The following is a 14,454-nucleotide window of genomic DNA, read 5'->3' as shown; positions in this document are numbered from 1 at the left end:
GATCAGACCTTCTTGGCTGACTGGCCACCGAAGAGGCCTTTCGGAAACACCGCGAGGATCGCAAAAAAGGAAGCATAGACAACGAGGTCCCGGTATTCAGCATCTAGGTATACCCCAGCGAGTTGCTCTATTACGCCAACCAGAATACCGGCGCCCAATGCACCGGGAACAGAGTGAAAACTGCCCATTACCGCGACGATCAGGCCCTTGACCATGACGAGCCACAGGTTCGTATCCACTAGCAAAAGAGGGGCCAGCATCAGGCCTGCGATTGCTGCGATTGCCCCTGAGAGCATCCAAATTCCAGAGATGGCCCGCCGGACTGGTATTGCCATCAAGTAGGCAGCCATTTGGTTTTCACCAAGTGCTTGCAAGGCCAGCCCGAAACGGGTTTTGCGAAAGAAGAACTGTAATGCGATCACCAAGACAAGAGTGATCAGGATAATCTGCACACGTTCGGCTCTTAGTGTAATACCGGCGACTTCTAAAAGCGTGTCTGGTGCAAGGGAATCAAGCGAGCGCTGGTCTGCACCCCATATGAGTAAAATCAGTCCACGTAGCGTAAAGGCGATCCCCAAAGTCAGGAGAATATGGGCGAACTGGGGTTGTCCAATAATACGAGAGACAACGGCCTCATTGATAATACCCGATAAAAGGGAGGTGAGGAAAATTGCGGCCAGAACGGCCAGCCAGATTGGCCAACCTAGAGCAACGCTCAAGCTCCACCCCGCAAAAGCCGAGAACATCAAAAGGTCACCAAGTGCAAAATTGACCACTTCGGTGGATTTATAAACCAGCACAAAACCAAGCGCTATGAGCCCATAAATCGCACCTACAGAAACACCATTGGCTAACGACTGCACAAATAGTTCGATATCTGGCATCGCTTCCCCTCCCGTCCTGCCGAGGCTCCGGCGGTTTGTTCCTGTGACGATAAGCACGTCAAGAATCGGGTTTACGATAGCAAGTGAGTACGCTAATGCAAGTAAAATGACTTAGTGAAGATCCTGTGATATCTGAAGAAAGAGATAAGTATTAATTTTGATGAATGATCATTATCAATGAAACGCACCTAAAGGTATGATATATTTCAGATGGTTAGGTTTCGATCAGATATGAATGGTTTGGTCTCATTGAGCGCTGTGATGACAGGTTGTTTAGCAAAAGCTGAATTTGCATATCCGAACAAAATGTTTAAATGCATGGATGGAAATCCTTTCCCGCGAGGTCTCGAAAATGTTGGTTTTAAAAAAGAACAACATGGGTTGCCTATGACTAAATTGGTGAGATCATGCTCGATCTGGCGGGCGCTTGAAATTATGGGCGACTCCTCGGCTATGATGATCCTGGAGGCAGCATGGCTGGGCGCACGCACCTTTGGGCAATTTCAAAATGCGACGGGCTTGAGACGTGCCTTGCTTAGCGATCGGCTAAAGCGCATCGTTGAAAAAGACGTCATGTGCAAAGCGCTCTATTCCGAACGACCGGCACGCTATGAGTATCGGCTCACCGAAAAGGGGCAGGGGCTTTATTGGATGTCGCTCATGATGCTTCGGTGGGAGCGCATTTGGGGCGATCAAAGTCAAGTGGTGAAGGTGAAGCTGACCCATAAGAAGTGTGGTCAGATATTTGAGCCGCTCCCACTTTGTGCAACCTGCGGGCATGAATACTCAGCGTTTGAGGTGGACTGGGAAGAGGGGCCGGGTGTTGGCACTATGGCGGCAAATTACGTGCGGCGACGCCAGCACCGGGATGCAATTGCGGAACGAAACTCAGGCTCAGCCATCATGGTAGAAGTGGCGCAGATTATGGGCGATCGATGGGCCGTTTTGGTGCTGCGCGCGTTGTTTACCGGATTGAATAGTTTTGACAGGATCCGCGAGGATAGCGGTGCCGCGACCAACATTCTGACTGAGCGGTTAAACTGGATGCAGACTCTCGGCCTCGTAAACCATAACGACGAGGAGGCAGGCGGAAAGAAAACAGGCTACAGGCTGACGCGTAAGTCTACAGATATCTTTCCGATATTGCTGATGCTCATGCGTTGGGGAGATACTTACTACGCCTCTCCAGAAGGCGCGCCGGTGCTGCTAACACACGAGCCAAACGGACATAACCTTTCGCCAGTTGTCGCTTGTTCAGCGTGCAGGGAAGAACTGGATGTTCATGACGTAACGTACGAACTTGAGTGGCCAGATGGGGTTGAGCAGAACTTTGCCAACCCAATTGAAGAGGCGTGAAAACGCGTCTGAGCGTAACGCAAAAATGGTTCACTGCTGCGTGGGGCTGTGGCGGGCTCTCTCGAACCGGCCACAGCTTGGGATTACTTGCTCCAAGATGCGATTTGTTCTGGCTTCATCCAGCAAGCATGAAAACCCGGAGGCAATCGGTGTGGTAGCTTGATGCGTGCTACAGGTCCCTCGCTGATTTTGCGCGCATCAAACACCTGCATTTCCTGCAAACGCGTTGCATCGTTCCAGCAAAAGACAATGACGTAGCCGTCGTCTTCTGCCGTCGCCTCATCAGCGGGGGCAAACCATGGCTCCGAATACCAGCAGTGATCTGGGTCATCCGACCATTCAGCGACACTCTCTCCGGTGTCCAGATTGAATTTCCGCAGTCCTGTCCAGCGCAGGATCTCAGGGTCGTGATCAATGAGATAACCCCATTTGGTGTAGCGCCCGGTCTCTGCGCTGTTGTAGCCTGGAAATTCTACATTCAGGTCCGGGTTCAGACATTCCTCCGAGCATTCACCGGTCTTAACATTCATGCGATAGCGCCAAAGGCGGGCATCCATCTTCAAACGGCCTATTCGTTTTGCCGTTTCAATTTCGTCAATCGTGCCATCAGCGTGAAGGGTTGGCATGTACCTGCACAGTACCATCACCACCTCGTCGCCTTCCTCCCAGGAGTTGACAACGTGATACACAAAGCAAGGTGTGAAATCGAACCACCGGACCTCATTGGACTGCCCAAACCTTGGGATCACGCCAAAACGCATCGGAAGGGAGCTGTCAAAACGGATTTTATGCCGGCCTTTTTCCTGAGCCTCTTGCTGATGGTAAACGGGTACATCATGCAGGATCGAATGGTTCTCGGTCACCGCCATGTCATGCATCAGGCGTGAACCGGGGAGTTCAATCGGCACATGATGGACAAGCTTTCCCTGGGCATTCACAACACCGTAAGTCATGTAAGGCGCTTCATTGAAGTAATCGAAGAACATCATATCGCCAGTGTATTCATCGACTTTGGTGTGCGCGGACATGCCCTGGCCGGGTCCTGCTACATAATCAGGAGCTGAGCGGACAGTTTCCAGTGTCATCGGATCTACGAGATAAGGAGTGCCGCACAGATACCAGGAGACGACCGCATAGCCCGCATGGCCTACAACATCTGTGTTGGCGACATCATTCATCGGGCGGTCCGGGTTTCCTTTGACGGTGTTTATGACACCCCAATACCGCTCTTCACCGCTCTCTTCGTTCTGCAACCAGCCCTCCGTACGGATCCACTTGTTGCGATAAACCACTTTGCCGCCGCGAAACTCGGCGGAGTGCAACATGCCGTCACCGTCGAATACGTGATAACTGCCTTTTGGTTCATGCCGTGGATTAGGCCCATTACGCAAATACACACCGTTCAGGTCGGTTGGGATTGTGCCCTCAACGTCAAGTGTATCGATTATTTCCTCATGTGAAATCGGTGCGAAAGCTCCTGTCAGCATTGGGCCGTGGTTCAGGCCAAACGGTGCTTCAGGCTCATCTAGTGCTTTGTCCATTGCATGTTCCTCCGCCAGTGGAAGTTCGTACGGTTATGCAAGTAGTAGAGCTTAAGATGCTTTGGTTTTCAAGAAGAAAGGCATATCTGTATTGGAGTGAACACTGTTCATGAGCCTTTGTTGAAGGCCAAATCCTATGGATTTCAGATGGATGTGGGGGTTTTTGTGTGGCTGCAAAAACTTTCAGGTGGCCACTTTGGTGCATCGCCGCGCTTGTTTTTAGCGCGGCGAGTATAGATTAGCGTTTGAGTGCAGAAGTTGATTGCACTGCAATCCTATTCAAAAAGGGAGTTAAGCTACCCCTTAACGTTCGCCAAGACATTCCGGCGGTAGAAGGTCAGTTTTATTCTGCGAGTCAAGGAAACGGTCAAAATTGTTTGAGCCTTGCCGGGACTCAATTTGCTCGTAGGCCGCTTTTGACTGTGCCACCATTGCTTCCTGAAACTTTAAGCGGTCAGCTGAGAGCGGGAGTGCTTTCAGGTGATCCGACTGATTTTTGGAGAGCTCTGCGATAAAGCCAGCGTAAGAGCCATTTTGCTTCACGCCTTTCAAGATCTGTGCAGACGGAGTCAGATCTGGATCATCCAGCTTTGCAGCCTGGGCATTAAGCGCGTCGATATGGCCGGTGCCACCATAGACATCATCCATCATTTCTGCCGTATGCCGCATGTCGTCAAGCAAGTTATTGCCAGCTTCGCGAAGGGTGACTTCGCCTGCACCGTAAGTGGGCAGCACGAGATCTGGTAAACGTCCCTGCCATGCAACCATTCGCTGTTGATCGTTCAATGCCAGTTGCTCAGCTGCCTCAATACAAGGCGACGGCGCAAGGGCCAAATGGGTCAGGAAGGTATTGAGGAAGTAAGCTTGCTGCTCGCCAATTCCGATAGGGTTCAGCGGGTTGATATCAAGAGACCGCAACTCGATATATTCGACGCCTCTACGGCATAGGGCAGCGATTGGTCGCTCACCATCCTGAGTATTGCGCTTTGGTCGTGCTGATCCATAAAGCTCATTTTCCAGCTGAAGCTGGTGGGTGTTGATCTGCTTGTAGTCGCCTTCTTCAAAAACGCCGATTTGTTCGTATTGCTGAACTGACGTGGCCAAAGCACCGCGTAGGCCTTCTATGTACTCACAGATGGAGTTGAAGTGGATGTCCAACTCACTCTGCACGACGCTGGTATAACCAAGATCGCTCATGCGCAGCGAGGTTGCGTACTCACCGTAGTAAGTGTCCTCACCCAACACCGAAAGAGTTGGATGGGGTTTCGCAAGGTAACTCCTGTCCAAAGCAGGGGAGGCACCAAACAGGTAGAGTACCAGCCAGCCATGACGCTGAAGATTCCTGATCAGGCCGAGGTAGGCGGCACTTCGGAAATCCTGCAAACTACCGCCAGAGCTACACTGCTCATGGAAGGCACTCCAAAGGCTTTCGGAAATGGAGAAATTGTAATGAATGCCTGAGATCGTCTGCATCCGCTTACCATAGCGGTGCGCCAACCCCTTGCGATATAGCGTTTTGATCTGCGCCGAGTTCGATTCTCCATACTGTGCAACCCGGATACTTTCGTCGCTCTGGATCTCTGGCGGCATCGAAGAATTCCAAAGGTATTCGCCAGCCTCAGTATTGCGCGCAGCAAATGCCTGAAGCTCCTTCAGAAAGTCGAGGCTTTCTTTAACTGTATTTGCCGTCGGAGTAATGAACTCCGCCTGCGCCTCAGAAAAGTCGGTAGTGATGAACTTATGCGTTAGTGTCTTGCCCAATGCATCTGGGTGATCATGCGATGACATAAAGCCTTCACTGCTCACACGAAGGGCTTCTTTTTCGATCCCAACGCGAAGTGCAGCAAGGCCACTGCGAACAGATTCATCAGTTAGCAGCTTGAGTGTGGCTTCACTAAGTTTTGTCATTCTCATTCCGTTAATCTGCGCAAAACTGTACAAAGGCTCACAGTCTTCGTGAAGCCCTTGGGGAGTACTCTCTCTCATAGATACTTTGTAATTTTGTGGATGCAAGGGCACAAAGCCTTTTCACTTCTCAATTAGTGTTTTGCGGGTAACACTGATCGCCAAAACCGTGAATGAAACTCATCTAATCAACACGGTTTCTCTCATAAAAGAAGTGTGTGACTTGCGAAAAACTTTTAAAAACCTACTTCTATTTGTTAGACACCTAGAAAAGCAAAAATAGTGAGAAACAATAACAGCGATAAAAATTTTCACTTTAACTAGCCTTCATATTTAAAAACACTTTCAGGACACTCTTTTTTGCGTGTTTTTGCTGTGAAAACACAATTTCTCCCAGCCTAATACAACCATCAACTATTTTTCAAACTTCATGATAAATCGGTGTGTGAGCGTATAGGTCATGTGTATTTTTTACAAATGCCTCCCTCGTCAGAACAACGCCAGTTTATCTGGTGGATTTTTCTGCTTAGGCTCCGCAGTTAGGTTCGGCTTACTGGTAAAAGATGGAGGCCGATTTGCAAAGCGGACATACCTTAAGCACTCTCGTGGTCGCTTTGCTTTGCTTGAGCGGCTGTATATCAGAAGAGGAACGGTTACCACAGGCCTTTACGCCTGAGATTGCCATTCCGTTTGGTGCAACGCTCGTAACAGTAAATACGACGCCTGACGGCGCATTTTGTTATCTGAGTGGCTATCGTTCTTCTATCTTCGTCCAACATACTCCCGGTCCGATGGTCGTGCCCGAAGGATTTGAGAAGACCTCGCTGATTTGTGAGCTGGAGGGCTTTAAAACCACGCGTGGTGCGGTCTTACCTGGTCCTCCACCACCGGATGGAGAAAAGATAATAATTCAGCGTGTCTTTATACCAGTGGGTGTCGATGACCCCAATTCAGGCCCAGCAGGGGCGCTCATCCCCGATGGTTTTGTTGGCACGTATCGTCGCTAGGTCAAAACTATTTGATAGCGATGTTTAAAGTTGCGCGCGAGAAAGTCCATCAATTCACGCACCCGGTGCAATTGGTGCCGCGTAGGTGGGCTCACGAGCCAAAGAGGTGTTGTCTGCTGCCAGCCAGAAAGAACCTCCGTTAATTCCCCGCGTTTGATGAGTGCATCGGTGTACACGTCTGCCAAGCGCGCAATGCCTAAACCAGCCGCAGCAGCCTGACACATGACACGGCCATTAGAGATCTGAAATCCCTGTTCTGCTTGGACAACAATGCGCTGTTGGCCACGAGCGAATATCCACTCTTGCACGCTGCCTGAGATACACGGAAGGCCTTTCAGATCGGAGGGATGGTTTATCTTTGGATGGCTGGCTATGAAAGAGGGAGCTGCAACGTATCTGGTGGTGATGGTGTGCAGTTTACGTGCGATAAGAGTGCTGTCTTCTAGCTCTCCCATGCGTAGTACAAGATCACAGTCATTCTCCAGAAGATCAACGCGGGAACTGGAGAACTCCAGCTTTACCTCAATTGCTGGATGAGCCTGCTGATACTCGATGAGCAGTGGTGCAATCAGCTCTTCCCCAATCAATCCGCCTACCGCGTTCATACGAATTGAACCGGTCAAGCTGTCCGTCGCCTGCGCTGCAAGGTCAGAGGCATCAGTGATCTGCTTTACGCCTGCGCGGCACATTTCGTAATAGCGTTCGCCAATCTCGGTCATGCGCAGTTTACGCGTCGTTCTATAAAGCAGCTGGACGTCTAATTGTTCTTCCAGCTGGGTTACCTGTTGGCTCAAGCTGGCTTTTGAAAGGCCTATTGCCTCCGAGGCTAACGTGAAGCTGCCATGCTCTGCGACAGCGAGAAACGAACGTACCCCATTCCAATATATATTGTTCATTTCAGCCTAACAATAATTTCGAATTACCCGCATTTATCACAGTGATTGGGATTTATACAATCGCGCCAATACAAAACAAGGCCGCCTTGCTTAAAGAAAGCCTGAGAAGACTGGAAAACAAAATGAAAAAGCCACTTATCATTGTCACCGGCGCAAGTTCCGGTATTGGCGCAGCTATTGCGAAGTCTTTCAGTGCCGCTGGCCATCCGTTGCTTTTGCTCGCGCGGCGCGTTGAGAAAATGGAAGCCCAAGGCCTTCCCAATACTCTGTGCCGTGCTGTCGATGTTACTAACCGACAGCAGCTTGTTGCAGCGGTTGAGGAAGCTGAGAAGGCGTATGGCGCACCAGATGCAATTGTCAACAACGCTGGTTGTATGCTGCTGGGAGATCTCTCCACTCAGGACCCTGCTGAATGGGACCGCATGATCGACTTGAACGTAAAAGGCGTGCTGAACGGCATCCACGCGGTGCTGCCTGGTATGAAAGCCCGGCGTGGCGGCTCCATTATCAATGTCAGCTCGATTGCGGGCCGCAAAACATTTCCAGCTCATGCGGCGTATTGCGGTACCAAATTTGCGGTTCATGCGATCAGCGAGAACCTGCGTGAAGAGGTTTCAGCTGATAATGTGCGGGTCATGACTATTGCGCCCGGCGCAGTTGAAACCGAATTGCTGTCTCACACAACCTCGAAGGAAATCGTAGATGGTTATGAGCAGTGGAAGACAGAGATGGGCGGAGTCCTGAACGCACAGGATGTCGCAAACGCCGTATTGTTTGTCTACCAGCAACCTCAGAACGTGAATATACGGGAAATATTGCTGGCCGCTACTGGGCAGCCGGCTTAATTGCTCTTGGCTGCAAAAGGCCGACTCGGTAAAGAGTCGGCCAGTCTCTTAGGAGTTAGGCACTTCATCTAAGTGGCGCGCAATTGCCTGGAACATGGCGATTGCTTTCAATTTTATCATTTCTTTGTTTTCTTGGTAGGCAGGGAAAGTTGACGTCTTGGCAATCACAACATTGCGGCTTGGGTTAACGTAAATGAATTGACCGTGAATGCCGATTGCTGTGAAGTCTCCCTGATCGGATTCCATCGGCAGCCACCATTGATATTTATAGCCGAGCGGAGACGGGCTCTGCGGATTTTTGTAGCCTGGCATCAGTCGCGGGTCATCTGGCGTCACAGACGCTTTGATCCACTCCTCAGAAACAATACGTTCACCCTTGTGGTTCACACCGCCGCTTGCCAGCACCATTCCAACGCGCAGCATATCGCGAAGGCGTATGTTTAAGCCCCCAAAAACGACAGGTTCGCCAACCGTGTCGACCATGATTTTGGCAGAGGACTCCGCTCCAATCTTCGACCAAAGCTTCTCCTGAAACCAATCCTTATAAGGTTTTCCGGTTGCGGCACGCAGCACCCAACCGACGACGTGTGTATCAATTGAGGAGTAGCGGTTGAAAGTCCCAGGTTCAAACTCCCGTGGCACTTCCTTGGTGAATTCATCTTGCGAGCCGAGTAGAATTGCAACGACGGACTGGACGATATCTGATTTGAGGTCGGCATAGTCTTCGTTCCAGCGTACGCCAGAAGACATTTCAAGCACATCTTTCAGGCGGACCCCGTCATAGGCGGTCCCTTTCAGTTCAGGAACGTATTTCACAACCTGATCTTCAACACTGTCAATATAGCCTTCGTCCATCGCGACACCAACTAGAATGGATGCCATGGACTTTGACACTGACATTTGAATGGCATGCGTTTCCGCAGTGTTTCCGCGATCGTAGTACTCATGGACCAACTTCCCATTGTGCATAATGGCAAGGCCGGTGGTATGCGAGTCTACAATATAATCGGCGGTAGAACTTGGCTCGCCTTTGTACATAAAACTTGCTGGCATGGGAGCTGCTTGGTGCTCCCGCGGCAGGTCATAGGTTTGTTCCGGCGCCGGGATCGAAATACTTGGATATTCTACATGAAGAGAGCGAAACTTCTGGTCGATTTTCTCAGGCTTAAATGCGTCAGCGTATGCCATCACAGCTCGAATTTCGGCGATGTCCTGGCGAAAGTAAAAAGCACCAGCGGCAAGCAACAACACGACAGCCAGAACACTCCAGCCAATCTTCTTTAACATAATGTCCCCCCCATTTCGCTGGGAGGTATCAAGACCCTCCAGCGTGTGCCCAGAGCTTACGCATAGGTAAATTGCTTGTAAAGCTGGTAAGGCACAACCAAAAGGCGATCCTTACCAATATCCGCGCAATTAAAACCAAAGCGCTCACATAACCTTTCAGAGTCTCCTGTTTAATGCCATCAGCTTCCATTTCCACAGAGCACCGGGACAAGAGACTATGAAGACAAACCAGAAAACACTATTGATTGCTCTCAGTATTCTATTGATTTCAATGAGTTATGGATTTGCACAAATCAACGAATTTGCAGAGGACCCAGCCGCCAATGCAAACTCCGACCCTTTGAAGTCGGAGTATCCAGATATTGTGAGCCCGGTGACAGACTGCCCCGATATCGCGTCGAAGTATCGTTCTGGCGGCTCTGGCTCTGATGCAATGGGTTACCCAGCCGACTTTGGGTTCGCTCAATTATCAGATTCAGACAAGCAAGCATGCATCAAAGAAATCAATAAGGATGGCGATATCGTTGAAGGGCAAGAAACTAAGGAAGAAAACAGCATTTTGCAGAACTAAACGCTAAGTCTCTGACTGAAGTAGATATTTTGCAGCAAATGACCTGGGCAAGCACATGTTTAGAAATGCATTGACGGGTATAAGTCTGTTCCCGCGTCATAAGCGCTTTCAACGACTACCGCTTACCGATCCTTGCTGGTTTGATGGGTTGGATGGTAATTTTACCTAGTCCGTAACGAGCCTGAACGTTCACACCCGCGCTTTTCTCTGTGAATTTCACTGTTCGTTGAAAACTAAAGATGACTTAGTCTCTTTTAAGGTCAATTTTCTGAAGTTTTACTTATAAAACGGTTGCTTTTTCTCCTATTGCTCAGATAAAGCGAGGTAGCAATTGGCCAGGTATCGGGACTTTGGCCTAATCAAAACAATCTAAGGATTGCAAATGACCGACACAGTGTTGGCCCAAGCTCCTGCGCTTGATCAGGAAGCCAAGACCGATTTCCCTATTCCTGCAGGGGTTTTTGCGGAAAAGGTAGTTTCTGTTAAGCATTATACTGACCGCCTGTTTAAATTTCGCATCACACGCCCCAGTTCTTTCCGCTTTCGGTCTGGCGAGTTCGTGATGATTGGCCTGCCCAACGCAGAAAAACCGACTTTCCGCGCTTATTCCATCGCGAGCCCTTCCTGGGATGAAGAACTGGAGTTTTTCTCCATCAAGGTTCCTAATGGCCCACTGACTGAGCATCTTCAGAAGATTCAGCCAGGCGATACTGTTTTGATGCGTAAAAAGCCAACCGGCACGCTTGTGCATGACGCACTAATCCCGGGTAAGCGCCTTTATATGTTCTCCACTGGCACCGGTGTTGCTCCATTCGCATCAGTCATCCGTGACCCGGAAACTTATGAGAAGTTTGAAGAGGTTATCCTGACACAAACGTGCCGTGAAGTCAGTGAGCTTAGCTACGCCAAAGAACTGGTTGAAGAGGTGCTGAACGATCCACTCGTCGGTGAGTTTGCGGCTGGTAAACTGCGCTTGCATACAGCAGCGACCCGTGAACCTTACCCTTGCCAGGAACGCATCACGACACTCATCGAGAGCGGAAAGCTTTTTGAAGATCTCGGATTACCACCGCTGGACCCAGCTATCGACCGTGGCATGATTTGCGGATCTATGGACATGATCAACGATACCAAGGCACTTCTTGAGAAGAATGGTCTTGAAGAAGGCTCCAACGCTGCCCCCTCAACATTTGTGGTTGAGCGCGCCTTCGTTGGTTAACCTATCTTCATAGTTTAAACACAAAGCCCGCTGAAATCTCAGCGGGCTTTTTCATTGTGACCACACTTAACCGCACTCCTAGGGGCTCTCGCAATACGAAGCTGCAGAGCGTGCATGTTCAATTGCGACAGGCAAGGCATAAAGCATGTAAGAGTTTCGTGATGGCTCGATGTGGTATTCGAAATACAGGCAACCCTCGTCTGGATCATCCTTATCAAGACAACTCAGGTCAGGGTTATCCGTAAGGTACTGCGAGACATGTGTGGACCAGCCCGAGCTATTGTTTCTCGTTGGCATGATATCGATCTTATCCTTATAGATATCAGGGGGAGAGGAGAGCTCTTTGGCGAGTCCTTTAGCCATCTCTAAATTCCAGTTGAGTGCAATTTTCGCCTGTTCGCTGCAACTTGCCTCATATCCTACACCGTAAAACAAAGGTGCCAGACTCTGCGAAATGAAAACCCCCTTTTTGAAGGTCTCGCTCTGTTCAGGGTTTGAATACACATTTGCAAGTTTGCTCGGTAAAAGGGATAGATCTAGTTCGGCTGATTCCGTCGGCGGTTCTACTTCAAAGAAGTGATAAGCGTCCAAGAGAAAGGAGAGTTTCCGATCTAGCTTATAGTAGGGCGTCCAAGTGTTATGGCCTTCAAAGTTTTCAGTCCAGTATGCAGGAGATAAACCGTAAATGTCATTTGCATCGTAGAAAAGGGGTAGGAATTCTTCTAGCCATGATTTGAGGTCTTCGTGGTGAACTGCCTGCCCATCAGAAAAGTTTCCTTCGATAGCTTTGTAGGTGCTCAACATGGCAGACATAGAAGGGAAGGGCGTTGTATTAAAGTAGTTCTCTTTTATCGTTCTACGCTTGCTTGCTGGATCCATAGTGGTATCAAAACTCTCAAGATAATACTGCAAGGCGCTATAATAACCTTGAAGTACATCGAGGCTTGATAGGTTATCCATCAGAAAATATTCATACATAAATGCAGAAAGATCTTCTCCATCATTGAATTGTTGAATCCCCTGGCTACCAGGCCTTGACCAGTAAATAGGGAAACGTGAATCAAACCCTCCCATATACTGGCCTGCAATTTTTTGAACGGAGTTGAGGTCGCCTACCACATCATGGACAAAATGAAAGTCCCTTGTATGTCGGTTCGATTTACGCGCAAAATCCATATACTTGCGGTCGCCAGAACGAGCCCAACTGAAAATACTGTTTCGGATAATGTGATATTGCGAGATTGTTTGCCGGTACCAGTTGGGGTAAATTCGCTCACTTCCGTCTGAATTTGGCTGTTCGTTTTTCATGAAACGGTTGTAAGGCGCACGACCATAGTCATACCACCCGGCTGAAGGGTACCAATCTCCCTGACTTATGTAATTGTCGAACCATTGTGAACGTAAGTTTTCCAGTTCGGAGCTATATTCGTTGCCCTCCTCATACGTTGCCATGACGGGGAATAGAGAGCTGTGGCGGTGGGTTAGGTATTTAGGGTCAATTGAGGAAAGGATTGGTTGAACAAACGTACCAACTAGGAATTTCTCCCTCTCAAGATCGTAATTTGATTTTTGTGAAAGAGCCAGCCTCAAGTTGTGTGTGCGTGCGACACCTAAGGCGCTTGGCGGGACGACATTTTCCAGCCAGTCTACGACAGTATCTAGATCTGACGTGTAGCCCAAGATTCCATCAAGGGTGTCCTGATAGTCTTGAGGGAAGCTTTTTAAAACCGTTTCTGGCCTGTAGTCGATATAGTCGAAACGTTCATCTTCCTCGGCGGACCAGATCTTAAAGCGGTGATCTTGCGTGTTTGTGATTGCCAGAACGTTCTGCAGACCTGCGTAAACTTGTTGTTCGGCCTTTTCTTCCTCAAGTGCTAGCAACGTAAATTCGGGTGAAAGGCCAAGCTCAATGCCCATCTCCGTGTATTCGACATTTTTTCGATTATTGACTAAACGATGCTCGATATCGATGTATTTGGCATTGCTAAAAATAGTATAGCGAAGAACTGCTTGGGCGAGCGAAACTCCATCCTGAGTGATGTAAGAGGCTGTGCCCTTAATAACCGTTCGTAATGGACTGTCTCTTTCTACCACCCAGTGAATGTTACCTGAAAGTGTTGCCAAAGCAGGCTCATCACACTCTGAAGAGTCACATTCATATCGATCCTTGATGTAGAAATTTGCGTCGACCGTCTCGTCCAACACGCTCTTGTAACTATCACCATCAAATTGCTCGATAGCTTCAGGAAAGAGTTTTGATGTTCCGAATGTCAGTTTTAGATTGCCGTTGTCTACCTCAAGTGCACCGCCAGAAAGATCTTTAGTCGTAACGGGCGTGTTACTAACTGCTATCGTTCCTGTTGCAAGTTGATTGCCCGTGTCGAGGTGACAATCCGACATATTTGATGCCCACAAGAAGTCCACCCATGCCCAACGAACGCTGTCATCGCTCCAAATGTTCTTGACTAGTGGATGGGATGGGATTGTCTCTCTCTTTTCATCGACGATACAACTAACCGTCGTATTCAAAAAACCCTCCTGGGTCATGTCGCCTTTGATAAACGGAACGCCAAATCCAAGGGGTTGTCTATAAGCTTCTATTATTTTGAAGCCATGCTCTGAATAGGTAAGGTTAGGTAGTGAGACCCCGATCAATATTTCTTCGGGTAGGTCAGCAGCGTTGACAGATGACGTCAGTTCGAGCTGTGAGCCGACTGCGATGCATGCAACAAGATTGATTGCTGCCTTCCTTAATTTACTTCTTGTTGGTCGAAATTTAACTGCGTAAAATAATGAATATATATCTATCTTTTTCAAAATATGAACTCCACAAAGTGCAATTTAAAAGCGTAAAAGATAAATTTACACTTATTAGCATATTTGAAAAAATCATATGAACTGGTGTTTATTAAGGCGAGTTGACGATTTGAATCTCTCAGGAAT

General features: G+C 48.9%; 11 protein-coding genes. 5 read left to right on the top strand and 6 right to left on the bottom strand.

Annotated elements, in window-relative coordinates; translation table 11 throughout:
- Positions 1-2: 2 nt before the first annotated feature.
- Positions 3-884 (bottom strand): branched-chain amino acid ABC transporter permease, encoded by an 882-nt coding sequence (locus BMZ51_RS17830; protein ID WP_068004819.1) that lies wholly within the window; start codon positions 882-884, stop codon positions 3-5.
- A gap of 387 nt (positions 885-1,271) precedes the next feature.
- Here BMZ51_RS17830 and BMZ51_RS17825 point away from each other — a divergent pair, with 387 nt between their 5' ends.
- Positions 1,272-2,240: a winged helix-turn-helix transcriptional regulator gene (locus BMZ51_RS17825; RefSeq protein WP_068004890.1), complete on the top strand. Its 969-nt coding sequence runs from the start codon at positions 1,272-1,274 to the stop codon at positions 2,238-2,240.
- An 83-nt stretch (positions 2,241-2,323) separates the two neighbouring features.
- On the opposite strand, the gene BMZ51_RS17820 is transcribed toward BMZ51_RS17825, so the two are convergent.
- Both BMZ51_RS17820 and gshA read right to left on the bottom strand, forming a co-directional pair.
- A complete protein-coding gene (locus BMZ51_RS17820; protein ID WP_068004820.1) occupies positions 2,324-3,781 on the bottom strand; it encodes a carotenoid oxygenase family protein in 1,458 nt (485 codons plus the stop codon).
- Between the two features lie 303 nt (positions 3,782-4,084).
- On the bottom strand, positions 4,085-5,689 hold the full coding sequence (gene gshA, locus BMZ51_RS17815) for a glutamate--cysteine ligase (RefSeq protein ID WP_068004891.1): 1,605 nt from the start codon (positions 5,687-5,689) through the stop codon (positions 4,085-4,087).
- Positions 5,690-6,261: 572 nt separating this feature from the next.
- Here gshA and BMZ51_RS17810 point away from each other — a divergent pair.
- Positions 6,262-6,693, top strand: a complete 432-nt coding sequence (locus BMZ51_RS17810) for a hypothetical protein (protein WP_139201421.1) — start codon at positions 6,262-6,264, stop codon at positions 6,691-6,693.
- Here the strand turns inward: BMZ51_RS17810 and BMZ51_RS17805 are convergent.
- Positions 6,690-7,589, bottom strand: coding sequence for a LysR family transcriptional regulator (locus BMZ51_RS17805; RefSeq protein ID WP_068004823.1), 900 nt, complete (start codon positions 7,587-7,589; stop codon positions 6,690-6,692). The two genes, BMZ51_RS17810 and BMZ51_RS17805, sit on opposite strands and share 4 nt — an antisense overlap.
- Positions 7,590-7,711: 122 nt before the next feature.
- On the opposite strand from BMZ51_RS17805, the gene BMZ51_RS17800 reads away from it, so the two are divergent.
- A complete protein-coding gene (locus BMZ51_RS17800) occupies positions 7,712-8,434 on the top strand; it encodes an SDR family oxidoreductase (protein WP_068004824.1) in 723 nt (240 codons plus the stop codon).
- A gap of 48 nt (positions 8,435-8,482) precedes the next feature.
- Here BMZ51_RS17800 and BMZ51_RS17795 read toward each other — a convergent pair whose 3' ends face one another.
- Complete coding sequence (locus tag BMZ51_RS17795; RefSeq protein ID WP_068004826.1) at positions 8,483-9,721, bottom strand: serine hydrolase domain-containing protein; 1,239 nt, start codon at positions 9,719-9,721, stop codon at positions 8,483-8,485.
- Positions 9,722-9,938: 217 nt separating this feature from the next.
- Here BMZ51_RS17795 and BMZ51_RS17790 point away from each other — a divergent pair, with 217 nt between their 5' ends.
- Both BMZ51_RS17790 and BMZ51_RS17785 read left to right on the top strand, forming a co-directional pair.
- Positions 9,939-10,292, top strand: coding sequence for a hypothetical protein (locus tag BMZ51_RS17790; RefSeq protein ID WP_068004828.1), 354 nt, complete (start codon positions 9,939-9,941; stop codon positions 10,290-10,292).
- A gap of 382 nt (positions 10,293-10,674) precedes the next feature.
- Positions 10,675-11,511, top strand: coding sequence for a ferredoxin--NADP reductase (locus tag BMZ51_RS17785; RefSeq protein WP_082825595.1), 837 nt, complete (start codon positions 10,675-10,677; stop codon positions 11,509-11,511).
- A gap of 78 nt (positions 11,512-11,589) precedes the next feature.
- On the opposite strand, the gene BMZ51_RS17780 is transcribed toward BMZ51_RS17785, so the two are convergent.
- Positions 11,590-14,328, bottom strand: a complete 2,739-nt coding sequence (locus BMZ51_RS17780) for a hypothetical protein (RefSeq protein WP_068004829.1) — start codon at positions 14,326-14,328, stop codon at positions 11,590-11,592.
- Positions 14,329-14,454 lie beyond the last annotated feature (126 nt).

Origin of the sequence: Pseudovibrio axinellae, assembly GCF_900110875.1 — a bacterium.
In the GTDB taxonomy this organism is placed as follows: domain Bacteria; phylum Pseudomonadota; class Alphaproteobacteria; order Rhizobiales; family Stappiaceae; genus Pseudovibrio; species Pseudovibrio axinellae.
Note: the sequence above shows the minus strand (reverse complement) of the source record. Positions and strands in the feature narration are given on the sequence as shown.

Coding starts and splice junctions, on each gene's coding strand:
- BMZ51_RS17830 (WP_068004819.1), bottom strand. CDS start 884: ATGCCAGATATCGAACTATTTGTGCAGTCGTTAGCCAATGGTGTTTCT.
- BMZ51_RS17825 (WP_068004890.1), top strand. CDS start 1,272: ATGACTAAATTGGTGAGATCATGCTCGATCTGGCGGGCGCTTGAAATT.
- BMZ51_RS17820 (WP_068004820.1), bottom strand. CDS start 3,781: ATGGACAAAGCACTAGATGAGCCTGAAGCACCGTTTGGCCTGAACCAC.
- gshA (WP_068004891.1), bottom strand. CDS start 5,689: ATGACAAAACTTAGTGAAGCCACACTCAAGCTGCTAACTGATGAATCT.
- BMZ51_RS17805 (WP_068004823.1), bottom strand. CDS start 7,589: ATGAACAATATATATTGGAATGGGGTACGTTCGTTTCTCGCTGTCGCA.
- BMZ51_RS17800 (WP_068004824.1), top strand. CDS start 7,712: ATGAAAAAGCCACTTATCATTGTCACCGGCGCAAGTTCCGGTATTGGC.
- BMZ51_RS17795 (WP_068004826.1), bottom strand. CDS start 9,721: ATGTTAAAGAAGATTGGCTGGAGTGTTCTGGCTGTCGTGTTGTTGCTT.
- BMZ51_RS17790 (WP_068004828.1), top strand. CDS start 9,939: ATGAAGACAAACCAGAAAACACTATTGATTGCTCTCAGTATTCTATTG.
- BMZ51_RS17785 (WP_082825595.1), top strand. CDS start 10,675: ATGACCGACACAGTGTTGGCCCAAGCTCCTGCGCTTGATCAGGAAGCC.